This is a genomic window from Zoogloea sp., assembly GCF_017302315.1.
Classification (GTDB): Bacteria; Pseudomonadota; Gammaproteobacteria; order Burkholderiales; family Rhodocyclaceae; genus Zoogloea.
In genome coordinates, this window is sequence record NZ_JAFLDT010000095.1 from 1 (window position 1) to 13,837 (window position 13,837).

At 68.2% G+C, this 13,837-nt stretch carries 9 protein-coding genes; 4 read left to right on the top strand and 5 right to left on the bottom strand.

The genetic code is table 11. From position 1 onward, the window contains the following. The 3 genes from J0L98_RS19030 to recR all read left to right on the top strand — a co-directional run. On the top strand, positions 1 to 672 hold a 672-nt coding region (locus J0L98_RS19030; RefSeq protein WP_296413500.1), incomplete at its 5' end, for a DNA polymerase III subunit gamma/tau C-terminal domain-containing protein. A 22-nt stretch (positions 673 to 694) separates the two neighbouring features. Further along, positions 695 to 1,018: a YbaB/EbfC family nucleoid-associated protein gene (locus tag J0L98_RS19035; RefSeq protein ID WP_296401768.1), complete on the top strand. Its 324-nt coding sequence runs from the start codon at positions 695 to 697 to the stop codon at positions 1,016 to 1,018. A gap of 18 nt (positions 1,019 to 1,036) precedes the next feature. Beyond that, entirely contained in the window at positions 1,037 to 1,633 is a 597-nt protein-coding gene (recR, locus tag J0L98_RS19040; RefSeq protein ID WP_296401769.1) for a recombination mediator RecR, read from the top strand. Between the two features lie 296 nt (positions 1,634 to 1,929). Here recR and J0L98_RS19045 read toward each other — a convergent pair whose 3' ends face one another. From J0L98_RS19045 to J0L98_RS19065, 5 genes are read right to left on the bottom strand one after another with little or no spacing between them, the layout of a single operon-like run. Next, on the bottom strand, positions 1,930 to 4,038 hold the full coding sequence (locus J0L98_RS19045) for an HlyD family efflux transporter periplasmic adaptor subunit (protein WP_296413501.1): 2,109 nt from the start codon (positions 4,036 to 4,038) through the stop codon (positions 1,930 to 1,932). Beyond that, positions 4,035 to 5,387, bottom strand: coding sequence for an HlyD family efflux transporter periplasmic adaptor subunit (locus tag J0L98_RS19050; protein ID WP_296413502.1), 1,353 nt, complete (start codon positions 5,385 to 5,387; stop codon positions 4,035 to 4,037). Before J0L98_RS19050 ends, J0L98_RS19045 begins: the two co-directional genes overlap by 4 nt. A gap of 3 nt (positions 5,388 to 5,390) precedes the next feature. After that, a complete protein-coding gene (locus J0L98_RS19055; protein WP_296413504.1) occupies positions 5,391 to 6,164 on the bottom strand; it encodes an efflux RND transporter periplasmic adaptor subunit in 774 nt (257 codons plus the stop codon). After that, on the bottom strand, positions 6,161 to 7,729 hold the full coding sequence (locus tag J0L98_RS19060) for a TolC family protein (RefSeq protein WP_296413506.1): 1,569 nt from the start codon (positions 7,727 to 7,729) through the stop codon (positions 6,161 to 6,163). The genes J0L98_RS19055 and J0L98_RS19060 overlap by 4 nt, the downstream gene beginning before the upstream one ends. A gap of 19 nt (positions 7,730 to 7,748) precedes the next feature. After that, complete coding sequence (locus J0L98_RS19065) at positions 7,749 to 12,278, bottom strand: Ig-like domain-containing protein (RefSeq protein WP_296413508.1); 4,530 nt, start codon at positions 12,276 to 12,278, stop codon at positions 7,749 to 7,751. Positions 12,279 to 12,303: 25 nt separating this feature from the next. Here J0L98_RS19065 and J0L98_RS19070 point away from each other — a divergent pair. Then, the coding region (locus tag J0L98_RS19070) for a hypothetical protein (RefSeq protein ID WP_296413510.1) at positions 12,304 to 13,837 on the top strand (1,534 nt) is incomplete at its 3' end.

Consider the following 13,837-nt stretch of genomic DNA (forward strand, 5'->3'; position numbering starts at 1 on the left):
GTCGCCGCCCCTGCGCAGGTGAGCGAGCCCGCCCCCGCAGCTTCGGCGCCGCCGCCACCTGTTGCAGCTTCGGCTTTCACCGCCGAGCACGGCAGCAGTGTTCCGCCCTGGGAGGATCTGCCGCCCGAGGCCCACGCGCTGCCACTGACCTGCCCCTCGCCCGTCGTGCCTCCGCCTGTCCAGGCTGCGATGCCGGCGCAGGCCGAGCCCACGCCCATGCCCGCGCCGTCGATGCCGCCGCGCGAAGCGCCGCCGGCGGTGGTGGCAATACCCGATGAGGCTTTGCCGGAGACGGTGGATTGGCATGCCCTGCAGGAGCAGGTGGGCCTGGGGGGCTTCAATCTCCAGTTGGCCCAGCACAGCGAGTTGCTGGAGGTGGCCGGTAATTGCTTCCGTCTGCGCCTTGCCAATGACCAGCGGCACCTGCTGCAGATCAACAAGAGCGGCGCCGAAAAACTGCAGGAGGCCTTGTCGAACCACTTCGGGCGCCCGGTGCGGGTGAGCATCGAGGTGGGCGAGATCGCCACCGAGACCCCCGCCCAGCGCAATCAGGCCGACAAGGCGGTGCGCCATGCGGCCGCCCTGGCCTCCCTTGAGCAAGACCCTTTCGTTCGCGAACTGATCGAACGTTTCGATGCGACGCTGGAAGCAGCGTCGGTCAAACCCCTCTAATTCTTACCCGGAGAGCATCACCATGATGAAAGGCGGCATCGCTGGCCTCATGAAACAGGCCCAGCAAATGCAGGAGAACATGAAGAAAATGCAGGACAGCCTGGGCGGCATCGAAGTCGAAGGGCAGTCCGGCGCCGGCATGGTCAAGATCACCATGACCTGCAAGCACGACGTGCGTCGTGTCACCATCGACCCGTCGGTGATGGACGACAAGGAAATGCTGGAAGACTTGATCGCCGCCGCCGTCAATGACGCGGTGCGCCGTGTGGAGTCCACGACCCAGGAGAAGATGGCCGGCTTCACCTCGGGGCTCAACCTGCCCCCCGGCTTCAAGCTGCCGTTCTGACCGCGGTCGGGCGGCGTCATGAGCTCTCCCTCCAGCCTCGATGTACTGATCGAGGCCTTGCGCTGTCTGCCGGGGGTGGGGCCGAAGTCTGCCCAGCGGATGGCCTTTCACCTGCTGCAGCGGGATCAGCGCGGCGCGGCGCGGTTGGCGACGGCCCTCGGGCATGCGCTGGAGGTGCTGCGCCACTGTTCCCGCTGCAACACCTTCTGTGAAGAGGACATCTGCAACCGCTGCGCCAATCCGCAGCGGGACGCCACCCAGCTTTGCGTGGTCGAGATGCCTTCCGATCTGGCCATGCTGGAGCAGACCCACAGTTACCACGGCCTGTATTACGTACTGATGGGGCGTCTGTCGCCCCTCGACGGGGTCGGCCCGCGGGAGCTGGGCCTGGAGAAATTCCTGGCCCGGGCCGGCGACGGCGTCGTCCAGGAGGTGATCCTGGCCACCAACTTCACCAACGAGGGTGAGGCCACCGCGCACATGATTTCCGAGCTGCTGCGCAGCCGGGGTGTCCGGGTCAGCCGCATTGCCCGGGGCATTCCGGTTGGCGGCGAGCTGGAGCATACCGACACGGGCACCATTGCCCAGGCGCTGGTGGAGCGTCGCGTGCTTTGATGTCAGAGGGGTGAATAAACCTATTTCCTCCGTTCGACGCGTCGTCTGACGGTCGATACGGTCTCTCCTGTAGGGTCGACTTGTAGGGGCGACTTGTAGGGGCGACTTCAGTCGCCCATCCGCGCGTCGATCACAGGCATGCCGTTGATCGAAGTCCGCGGGCGACTGAAGTCGCCCCTACAGTCCCTCCAGCCGCCCTCAGCGCGTCCTATAAACCCCTTCAGCCTCACCCATCGGGTGATCCGGCCAGTGGAGGGCAACCCTCTCAGCCTTGCAGAGTGGTGCTGCCCGGCGGATCAGAAACCCAGTTCGCGCACACCCACCGCCAGAATCCGGTTCGCCGCGGCGGGAAGCCATGCGCGCCCTTCGCCGGCGATGCGTACTTCGCCGATGGCAATGCGCGAAAGGGCGGGCGATCCGTCGACGACGATGCGTACCCGGTAGAGGGATTCCCGCGGGGATCGGCCAAGGGCCGGGTTCTGCTGCTGATTCGGCAGCGTGGCAATCGGCCCGCCGGCGGCCGCATCGAGGGCCGGATGGGGCAGGGTGGTGCTGCGTGTGGAGTCGACCTCGATTACCTTGCCCTCAAGAATGCCGAAGGGTTGGCCCGCGGGGTGGAAGCGGGCCGCATCACCGGGGCGGACCCGGCCGACATCGGCTTCCGGAATGAAGGCCTCGACGATCCAGCCCGTCGGATCAATCACCATCCCGAGTGCTTGGCGGGGCGCAACCCACACCCCGGCGGCCAGACTGGGGTCCACGTCCACAAGCTGCCCTTTGAACGGGGCGAGCAGTTGCAGGCGGGCTGCTTCGTCGCGGAAGGCGCCGGCTTCGGCGGCATATTTGTCGAGCTGGCCCTGGATTTGGGCGCGCCGCTGCTCTCCATCCGGCAGGCCGCTCAGGCCGGCCAGCTCCCGTTCGCTGCTTTCCCGCTGACCATCGGCCCGCCGCGCCGAGAGCAGCAGTTCGGGGGATTCCACTTCGACGAGCAATTGCCCGGCATCAACCGGGCCGCTGCTGGCCAGCCGAACCACCCGGCCCGCCAGGGGGGCATGCACCGTGTGCTGGCGCTCTGCGTGCAGCCAGCCGGCACCGGACAGGCTGCCGGGCCAGGGGATCAGGCCGGCGAGGATGAGGATCAGCGCAGCGATCAGGGCGCCGCGTTTGCGGGACACCGGAATGTCGTTACGCCGGTTTCGCCACTCCCGCATCTCCACAATCAGGGGGCGAAGCACGAACCAGCCGATTTCCACCAGGAACAGCAGGATGCCCAGGGCTTTGAAGAACATGTAATACACCGCGACGGCGATGCCGATGAAGACACCCAGGCGGTATACCCAGGTGATCAGGGCAAAGGTGATCAGGCCGGCATGCTGACCGGGCGGCAGGCGTTCGGGCCAGGGTTCGTCGAGCCCGGCGAGGTGCCGTCGCAGCCAGGTGCGGGCCAGGTTGCCGGCCCGCTCGTGGAGATTGGGCATGTCGAGCAGGTCGGCGAGGATGAAGTAGCCGTCGAAGCGCATGAAAGGGCTGGCATTGACGGCAAGGGTCAGCACCCAGCTGGTGGTGGCGAGAAAGAACAGGGCGCTGCGCAGGGGGCCGTCCGGCACCAGACTCCAGGCCAGGGTGGCCAGACCGGCGAGGGCCAGTTCGGCGACGATGCCGGCGCTGGCGATGGCCAGTCGCTGGCGCGGATTGGCGAGCTTCCAGCTTTCGCTGGTGTCGGTGTAGAGCATGGGCCATAGCACGACCATCGCCACACCCATGTGGGCCACCCGCACGCCGTAGCGGGTGGCGGTGAGGGCGTGGCCGAACTCGTGCAGGGCCTTGGCGCAGGTCAGGGCCAGGGCAAAGCCGATCAGGCCGCCGGTGCTCAGGTTGTCCACAAAGCTGGTGCGGAAGCTGTCCCATTGACGCCCGGCGAGGAGCAGGCCTGCCAGACTGAGCAGTGCGATCAGCACGGCGGTGGCGGGCTGGTAGAGCCAGTCCAGCCGCGGGGCAATGCGTCCGAGCCAGTCCTGGGGGCGGGCCAGGGGCAGGCGAAAGAACAGGTAGTGGTGGAGCAGCCAGGTGAAGGGAGATTCCTGCCGGCGCGCGGCCCGCTCGGTGAGGCTCCGGACACCCGCCTGGGTGGCGATGCGCAGGAGGCTGTGGCGCTCAAGGAAGGCCGTGAGGGCTTGCAGGTCGCCCGTGTTGGGCATCAGGGTGGTTTCCGACTGGATGGACTCGACCACGGCGGCCGGCGAGCCCAGATCCCAGCGGGCGAGCATTTCGAAGTCGAGCCAGCCGATGCGAAAGAAGCGGTTGCATACCGGGTCGTGGATCATCCACGCCGGGGAGCCGTCGCCATTGGCCGCCGCCGGCAGCAGGCGCAGTTCTTCCCGCAGGGGAGGGAGCAGGGGCGTCACAGACCAGTCCACTCCCGCAGGCTGGCGAGGGGGCGGCGCAGCACATAGTAGGCCAGGGGCGCCCAGTTGCCGGACACCCGCGCCGTGCCCTTGAGGCCGATGCGCGGGGTTTCACTGTCGGTGAAGCGGCCGCGCAGCCGGTAGGACGCCACCCCGTCGGGGCTGGTCACGGCCTGATAGCTGGTCTGCAGAAGTTCGCCATCCAGGGGCGAGAGGGGCTGGGTGTGCAGGAACAGGCGCAGGGGGGCGCCGGCTTCGAGGTTGAGGGCGTCGCCCACCGGTAGCCAGACCAGCACGCCGGCATCGCGGGGGTCGGCCAGTTGCATCACCCGCTCGCCGGTCTGCACCGGACGGCCGAGCCAGTCATTGGGGTCGCCGAAGACGGCAATGCCGTCCCGTTCGGCGCGTACTTCGATTCGCCCGAGCAGTTCGGTGATGGCAGCGAGTTCGGCTTCCTTTTCCTTGACGCGCCCCAGGGCGGCGGCCATCTCGGCCTTGCTGCGGGTGTCGTCGAAGGCTTTTTGCTGGGCCACCAGCGCGTCGGCCTGGGCGATGGCCAGTGCCTTGAGGGCGACTTCGCGACGGTTGGAGAGGGTGGTGTCGTCCAGGGAGAAGAGGGCTTGGCCAGCCTTTACGGGAACGTTGGGCTGCACATGGAAAGTCTTGATCACGCCATCCTGTGGGGCGGTGACAGCCGGGGCATGGAGCGCCACGACTTCGGCGGGCGCCAGGGTGGACAGGCGGACCGGGATCAGCAGGCTGGCGGCGAGGGCCAGGGCTGTCCACCGTGCGGCGCGGGTGCTGCGCCAGCGTCTCAGGCGTTCGACGACGCCCGGTCGACTGCGCGACAAGGCCCAGGCGCAGTATCCATAGGTGGCATGGAGGCGGGCCACGAGGGCTTTCTCGTTGTCCAGCCAGGGCTGCTCCCGGGCGTACAGGGCGAGCCCGACCGGGGTGCCATCCGGGGCGTTCAGGGGGACTGCGAGCAGATGTCCGGGCAGCCATTCACTCCAGCCTTCGGCGATGTCTTCGGGTGCGTCGACAAGATTGAAGGGGGTGGGCGCCTCAAGGGGCGGGAGCTGGCGCACGTAGCGGGACAGCCAGGTGGTGTAGGGCGAATCCTCCGCTACCGACACCAGCCCCGAGGCCGCCGAAAGGCGCAGGGTGCCAAAGGCGTCGCACAGAAACAGGGCTGCCTGACGATAGGGAAAGAGCGCCAGGCTTTCGTTGGTCAGGGTGAAGCCGAGGGTCGTCAGAAGGGTTGCCGCCCGGGCGCGCCCCTCCAGGTAGAGCAGGGTTTCGAGGGCCGGCTGGTTGAGCAGGGGCGGCGCCGTATCGGGAGCAGCCACGGGTCAGCGGGGAGGGAAGACGGCCGTACCACTCATGCCCGGGAGCAGTTCCGGGTAGCTGCCGGCAAGGGTGGCTTCGAGTTCGACGGTCTGGCTGACCGAATCGACCCGGCTGTTTACGGCACTGACCCTGGCGGGGTAGCGCTTGCCGGTTTCCTCGATGGCGACTTCGAAGGCGAGCCCGGTCTTGAGCTGGCCCAGCCAGCGCGAGGGGGCGTTGAGACGGAGCTTGAGCGGGCCGGACTTCACGAGATCAACAAGGGGTTGGCCGGCGGTGACGCTCATGTGGCTGCGCACATGTACCTTGGCCGTGCGGCCGGACCAGGGGGCGGTGATGCTGCACTGGCTCACCTGAGCCTGTTGCAGGGCAACCTGGGCTCCCGCCTTTTCGGCGGCGCTGGCCGCCAGGTTGATCTCTACATCACCGGCCTGCTGCAGGGCCTGCATGCGCTTTTTGGCGTCGAGCTGTTCGACGGCGGAAGCCAGCTCGGCCTTGGCGATGCGCAGGCGGGCATTGGGTTCGTCGCATTCCAGGCCGATCAGCAATTGCCCTGCCCCGAAGGCGCCGCCGAGGGAGGTGTTGAGGGTGCGGATGCGACCCGGTATGGGGCTGGCCAGGGTGGTTTCCCGGTCAGGCGTGAGCAGAACGCGGATGGCGTCACCCGCGGCGGGGGCCGTCGCCGTGGCAGCCGCGGCGGCGCGGGGCGGTGTCTGGGCCATGGCCGGCAGGATGCCGGTCATGGCCAGGCCAAGAAGCAGAGGGCGGGTGAGGCTCACTTGGCCTCCGTCGCGCTGCCGGCCTGGGCGGTGAGGGCGAAGGCGTCTTTCTCGGCTTTGCGCAGATGCTCGCCGATGCGGCCGCTGAGCGTCTTCAGGTCGTCCTGTTCGAAGTTGTCGGGCAGGGGGTCGAGGCCCACGGAGTTGTAGATGCGGCCGTAGGCGATCTGGGCGTTGGCGTAGGCGTTGGCACGCTGGTAGTTGCCGAGCAGGGCGCGGGTCTGGGTGCGTACGGCTTCCAGATCGCTGTCGAGGCGGGCGGTGACGGAGGCCTTGGCGTAGTCGGCGAGGCGTTGATCCACCTGGGCGCTGGTGTCGGCGATCTGCAGGTCGGTCATGGCCAGACGGTAGCGTTCGACTCCGACCCGGACCTGGGTCAGGATGGCCATGGCGAGGGCCATGCGACGCGCTTCGTCGGTCTTGACCTGGCGTTCCTGGGCGGTGTTCAGCGAGGGAAGGGCGGCAAGGCGCATGAGGTTCCAGGAGACGCGCAGGCCGCCCTGGATCCAGCTGTCGTTGTAGAGATACTTGTTGGAGTCGTATTGGGTGCCGACATCGAAGGTAATGCCCGGCAGCATGGAGAGAAGCTGCTTGCGGGCTTCGTCACCGGTGATGCGCTTGCGCAGGTCTTCCTCGCGCAGTTCGGGGCGCTGGGCGAGAGCCATGTCTTCCAGGGCCCGGACGTCGGCCGGAAGCTGCGGCAGCGCGGCTTCCCGGTTGTCGGCGACGGTGAAGGCAGTGCCCGGCGGGACGTTCATGAGGGCGGCGAGCTCGCGTTTGGCGTACTCGAGATCCTGGCGGCGCAGGTTGAGCAGGGAGGTGGCGTCAAGCAGCGCGCGCTGGTAGTTGAGGGCCTGGACCGGCGGGATGATGCGCTGGCTCTCGGCCTCGCGGGAGCGCTGGAGGGCGTCGTTGGCGCGCTTCAGGACTTCTTCGGCCTGGGCTGACAGGCGCTGGGCGCCCAGGGCGCGCCAGTAGGCGGCGCGGACGTCCTGGAGCATGTTCTGCACGACCTTGCGGCGGCGCTCTTCGGCAATCAGGAACTGGTCGGCCTGTTGGCGGGCCCGGTAGTAGGAGACGCCGAAATCGAGCAGGTTCCAGGAGAACTCGGCCCCGGCGAGCCAATGGCGGCGCTCTTCGGAGGTGGAGGGGCGAAGGGATTCCAGCCGGTCTTCGATACCGATGCTGGTGCCGCCCGAATCGTTGTTGCGGGCCCGGTAGCCGGCGGTGGCGAGCAGTTGGGGCAGCATGTCGTAACGGGCGTAGTCCGCCAGGCCGAAGGCCAGGGCCGACTCCATCTTCTTCAGGCGGTAGTCGAGGTTGTACTTGAGGGAGCGGGCAATGGCTTCGTCAAGGCTCACCGGTGCGTCGATGGGGGCCTGATCGGCGTACATCTGCGCGGCGTCGGCGCTGATGCGGTTCTGGACTTCTTCCTGGCTGACGAGGGTGGGTGTCACGGCGCAGCCGGCAAGGGTCAGCGCGGCGGCAATGGCGCCGAGACGGGGGAGGGCGGCGAGGCGGCGGGTGGCGTTCATGGCGGTCGGCTTCATGGTCGTGGAGGTCATTTCTCGGGGGTTTCCTGGGTCAACGCTTGGCACTGGGTGCCAGCGGGCTGCGGCTGGTGTGGGCGGCGCGCGGCCGCAGGTCGGAGGCGGCATTGCGGATCTGGCTGCTGAAACCTTCGGCGGCTTGCCGTGCCGGCGTGGCGGCACGGGCGGGTGTCGCCGTGCCCTGCGTTGCCGGTCGGGTGTCGACGGTCGGTGCGGGAACGCCGATGGCGAAGGGGTCGAGCAGGGTGGTCACACCGGTCGCTGCCGTGTTGCCGCGACTCGTGCTCTGGGCATCGGCAATTTCGGCTTCGGCCTGGGTGGCACGTACCGAATGCTGGACGTGCAGGGCATGGGTGGTGGCGATGGGTTCGTGGCGCACGGCGTGCTGTACGTAGAGTGCGTGGCCGTCGCGCAGGTAGTCGCCGAGGATGGCGCTGCGTACTTCGCCAACCGTTGCCCTGTCGGCAAGATTGGGGACGATGCCCGAGCCTATGCCCCGTTCGATGCTGACGTCGGCAACGCCGGGCAATACGTGCAGGGCGGGGACGAAGGGCGGGAACAGTCGGGGTACCGGCCAGCGCTGTTCCGAAGGCTGCGAGAAGTACTCCAGCGGCGAGATCGGATCCGTCGTGCCCGTGGGCGGGGTGACATCGGGTTTCGGCAGGATGACGTCGGGGGTGAGCTCGACCAGGGCCGTGAAGGTGTTGGGGCTGACCTGGAAGAGCTGGCCGTCGAACACCGAGAAATCGAAGGTCTGGGTGCGGGTGGCGGCACCGGGCACCAGCACCAGCTTGCCGGCAGTCAGATCGGCGATGCTGATGATCTGCCCGGGTTGCACCGGAACACCGTTGAGAAGCAGCCGGGCGTCGGGGGGCAGGGTGTCGATGCGCAACGAGGCCATCGGGTCGTTGTCGGGGTCGGCGTAGCCGAAATCGGCGGGCGACAGGATGATGGGCTGCCCATCCTTGAGGGTGACGGTCTTGTCGGCGCCGGTGGGCGGGTCATTTACCGGTGTGACGGTGAGCGTGACGGTGGCCGTCGAGGTGTCTCCGTCCGCATCGGTGATGGTGTAGGTGAAGCTGTCGGGGCCGTGGTAGTCCGGGTTCGGGGTGTAGATGAAGCTGCCGTCGGGGTTGACCACGACCGTGCCGTGGGACGGGTCGCTGGCCTTCGTCCATACGTTGCCGCCGTCACCGGAGGGAATGTCGTTGCCGGTGAGGGTGCCGCTCAGGGGCGTGTCCTCGGGGGTGGTGAGGACGTCGTTCGTGGCGACCGGAACATCGTCCACCGGCGTGACCTGGATGGTGACGGTGGCGGTATCGGTGCCGCCGTGACCATCGCTGATGGTGTAGGTGATCACGGCGGTGCCGTGGAAGTTCGGTGCCGGGATGAAGTCCAGGGTGCCGTCCGGGTTGAGGATGACCGTGCCCTGTTCCGGCGGAATCGTGGCGGAGGTGACCGTCAGCGGGTCGTTCTCGGGGTCGGAGTCGTTGTTCAGCACCGGGATGCCGCGCAGTGGGGTGTCTTCCGGGGTGACGAGGATGCCGTCGTCCACCGCGACGGGAGGATCGTTCTGGCCATTGATGGTGATGGTCAGCGTGGCGCTGGCGGTGTCGCCGTCCTTGTCGGTGATGGTGTAGTTGAAGACCTCGGTCAGGGTGTCACCCGCACGCATGGCGGCCACGGCCGGATGGGTGTTGTCGAGGCTGTAGGAGTAGCTGCCGTCGGCCGCCAGGGTGAGGGTGCCGTAGGCGCCGGCCAGGGGGGCGCCGAGGGTGCCGGGCGTGGCGCCAAAGCTCACGTCGGTGACCGGGCCGGGGACGCTGTCGGCGCCCAGCCGGTCGGCCACATCACCGGCCGAGCCCCCTGCCACAACGTTGCCCGTGGTGGTGGTGGGGGCGTTGGTGATGCCTTCGTTGACGCTGTTGGTGTCTGCGTTGGCGGTGGGTTGGTCGTCCACGATGCGGACGGTCAGGGTGCCGCTGGCGCTTGCGCCTCCGGCATCGGTGATCTGCAGGGCGATGGCGTCGCTGCTCTCGTTGGCGCCCGGCGTCGTCTGATCGTGGCTCAGGGTGTAGCTGTAGGCGAGGGTGCCGGTGGTCGGTATGCCGCCAACGGTGCTGCCGGCGGTGAAGCCTGTGAGGGTGATCTCGCCCTTCGGCGTGGTGATGGTGATGGGCGTCGTGCCCAGGTTGTTGATCTGGGCGAGGCTGACGCTGGTGCCGCCGATGGTGACGCTCGCCAGACCGTCGTCGGCACTGAGGGTGAGCGTGCCGGTGTTGGTTTCGGTGGTGTCCGCCACGCTGGTGAGCCCGGCTTCATGGACGGTGGTCTGGCCGGTGGCCGCGCCGTTGCCATCGGCCGGGGTGATGGAGGGGCCGCCGTCGGTCACGCCGTCGATGGTGATGGTGAGCTCGGCAATGTCACTCAGGGCGTCCGGGTCGGTGAGGGTGTAGGCGAAGACCTCGGTGAGGCTGTCGCCGGTCTTCAGGGCATTGACCGTCGGATTGGTGTTGTCGAGGGTGTAGGTGTAGCTGCCGTCGGCGCCGATGCGCAGGCTGCCATAGAGCCCCGGCACCACCGTGCCGTCGGCGCCGGTGGTGCCAGGGGCGATGGGGCTCATGGCGCCGCCCCCGGCTTCGGTGCCGATGCGGATGCCGCTGATGGTCAGTTGGGCGTTGGTGTTGTCGAGGTCGCTGTCCTGCCCGGGTGTGCCGGGCTTGACGTTGCCGCTGGTGGTGGCATTGCCCTCGGTGATGCTGTCGGTGTCGTTCACGGCCACCGGCGCGTCGGGAACGGAAACCACGTTGAGGGTGGTGGTCAGGGTGTTGGTGAGCTGATTGCCGTTGCTGGCGGCGTCGCTGTTGGCATCAAGCACTTGCCAGCTGATGGTGCGGGGGGCAGTCGATGGTGCTTCGCTGGTGTTGCTGTAGCTGACGGTCTGGAGTGCGGCGAGTACGTTGGCCAGATCGGTGGCGGTGCCGCTGAGGCTCAGGGTGCCGGTGCCGGCGTTGTAGCTTTGGGTCCAGCCCGGGGGCAGGGTGGCGGCGCTGAGGGTGTCTCCGCTCCCGAGTCCGGCGCTGATGCGGACGCTGGCCGAGACCATCTGGGTGTCGTCCACGTCGGTGAGGGTCCAGCCGACGGGTTCGAGCAGCAGGGCGGGGTCGTTCTCGGTGAAGGTCCGCGTCGAGCCGGCCCCGCCGAGTACCGGGGTGTCGTTGATCGGGACGATGTTGATGGTCCGCGTGGTGGTGCCGGTGCCAGTGCCTGCGCCCCCCGAGCCGCTGTCCGCGATGTTGTAGCTGACGGTGCGGGTGCGGTTGGCGAGGGTGTTGTTGTTGTTGGGGTCTTCGCTGGTGCTGAGATAGGTGAGGCTTTGCAGCACGCTCTGGTAGTGGGCGGTGGTGTCGCTGCCCGACAGGGTCAGGACGCCCGTGGCGGCGTCGTAGCTGGCGGTGATGCCGGTGCCGGCGGTGTTCACCGCGAGAACGTCGCCGGGCAGGAAGCCGCTGCTCAGGCTGATGGTGGCGCCGCTCATCTGGGTGTCGTCGGCGTCGCTCAGGGTGATGGCACTGTCGACGCTGAGGGCGGGGTCGTTTTCTGTGTAGGTCTTGGCGCCGCCGGCAGAGAGGACGGGGTTGTCCACCACCTGGTTGATGTTGATCTGGATGTTGCCGCCGCCGCTGAGCTGTCCACCGCTGCCCTGGTCCTGTCCGCTGCCGGGTGTGCCACCGCCGGCGACGTTGGGGTTCTGGTCGTTGATGGTGTAGGCGAGGGTGACGGACGCGGGGGGCGCGTCGCTGCTGTTGCGGTAGGTGACGGCCTGCAGGACGCTGTCTGCAATGGCGGCGGTGGCGTTGGTGTTGAAGGTGATGGCCAGGGTGCCGCCGGTGTTGGTGAAGGTGCCCACCACGGTGCTGCCGCTGCGGATGTCGGTGCCACTGAAATTGATCCCGGTGCTGCCGCTGCCGGTGACGCCGAAGACGTCCTGGGCATTGGCGCCGCCGTCACGTTCGATGCGCAGGACGGCCCCGTCCCAGCTCGGGTAGATGTCGAGTTCCGGGTCGGTCAAGGTGGCGTTGGCGTCGATGACGACGGCGGCACCCCCTTCCGAGTAGAGGGAGGGCGACACGGCATCAAGGCCGGCGATGCCCGGGGCCTCATTCACATCGGTGCTGATGAGGGTGAAGGTGTTGCTGGCGGAGGTGGGGCCGGTGACACCCGAGGGGAGCCGCGTTCCGCCGTTGTTGCCGTCGTCCACGGTGACACCGAAGGTGATTGCACCATTCACGTTGGCGTCGGTCGGCGTGTAAGTGACGGTGGCAAGGGCGGCGAGCAGGTCGGCCTTGCTGCCCACGAGAATCACGTTGCCGGTGGTGTTGGTGACGCTGAGTCCGGTGGTCGTTCCCAGCTGGATGCTGCCGTAGTCGGCGCCGGCGAGCTTGGCGTTGAGGGTGACGGTGTAGGTGTCGTAGGTGGCGGGTTCGAAGCCGGCGCAGGTTTCAGTCGAGCGAACGCTCGCCACTCCGCCGCTTCGGTACGCGACGCCGGTGCGGAGCTTCAACTTCGCGCCTCCGGGGCCGAACCTCATGGCGAGCTGGGTCGACGGCGCGACGCTGTGGACGCAGATGGTGAGCAGTACGAGCGGCACGCTGACGGTGCTCCCTCCGGCGAGTCGTTCCATGCCACCGCTGCGGGTCGACCTCGACGCCGTCGTCGGCACTGCCGCGGGCACAGGGTACGCGCTGTATCGCGTCTCTGATGGCGGCGTCAGCTCGCTGTACGTCACTCGCCTCGACGACCCGAGCCCCGCGACGTTCAGCCTCGACGCCGGCGCCTTCGTGACCGACAACGCCGCCCTCGCCGAGCTCTCCGACGGCACCTTCGTCGTGACCTCGACGCAGGTCGACGGTCGGGGGCTTGGGTGGCGGTTGCTCAGTGACGGAGGCTTCGTCGGCCTCGGAACGGTGGCGACCGGGACGAGCAGGGTCGCGGTCTCGGCGTTCTCGTCGGCCGTCGGCGGCGCGCTGCTGCTGTCGTCCACGTACAACAATGGCGTCGTGGCGCAGCCGGTCTCGTCGTCGTTGGTGCCGACGGGCACGCCGGCTCAGCTGAGCCAGAGCCGCGCGGGTCATCGGTTCTCGCAGGTCGCCCCGTGGCGTGGAGGCGCCATCGCGGTGTGGCAACGCCTGACGATGCTCGAGGCCATGCACGTCGTATGGCGTGTGCTCCCCGACGGTGGGCATGCGGCGGCGCCCGACCTCGAGCTGGCGGCCTCGCGTCTCGACTCACCTTCCGTGACGGCCCAGAACGGCGGCGTCGCGCTGCTCTCGGGGGGCTCGCTCCATCTGCTCGACAGCGCGGGGACGTGGGCGCCGCCGAGGACGCTTCCACGACCGCTCACCACCGGCCAGGTGACGACTGACCGCCTCGGGCGGGTGGTGGTCGTGGGAATGCAGGAGCAACTGAGCGACGAAGAGGCGTGGGCGCTGCGGCTCGAGCCCTCGGGTGCCTTCACCGAGCGACTGCTCTTCCCGCTGGCGTCTCCGAAGCCCCATCGGCCCAGGCTGGCAATGGCGCGAGATGGAGGCTTCGGGCTCGCCGTCATCAACCCGGCGCACGAGGTGTGGGCGACGCGGCTGACGAGCGACCTTGGAGCGCGTGACGATGGTGGCTTTCGCATCTCGGGGCGCACGTCGGTCGACCCCTTCGTGGTGAGCGACGAGTTGGGCGGGTTTCTCGTCGTCTACACCGATGGCTTCAACGTGCTGGCGCGGCGGGTGGTCGACGCGAGCGCAAGCGCCGAAGCCCTGTTGCTGCAGGGCGACTGGGACGTGGGCAGCCTCGTCGAGGTGCCCGGAGGTGCAGTGGCCAGCGCGACCTCTCGAGCGAACGGCGAGCTGGTGACGTTGTTCCTCACGGTCGACGGTTCAGGCTCGGTGACGTCGTCGACTCAGCCCCTCATTGGCGCCGGCACGCCCACGAACAGCGCAGGCCTCGCGATCGGTCAGGACTCTCTCACGTGGGTGTTTGGCCGGTACGAGGCCGATGCAGGTGCTGCGACGAGCCGCTCCGTCACTGCGAGCCGAGCCGCCGGTGCGCCGTGCCAGGCGGGGTGGCAGT

Bases quoted from the DNA above. Each gene is read 5' to 3' on its own strand.
- J0L98_RS19035 (WP_296401768.1), top strand. From the start codon at position 695: ATGATGAAAGGCGGCATCGCTGGCCTCATGAAACAGGCCCAGCAAATG.
- recR (WP_296401769.1), top strand. From the start codon at position 1,037: ATGAGCTCTCCCTCCAGCCTCGATGTACTGATCGAGGCCTTGCGCTGT.
- J0L98_RS19060 (WP_296413506.1), bottom strand. From the start codon at position 7,729: ATGACCTCCACGACCATGAAGCCGACCGCCATGAACGCCACCCGCCGC.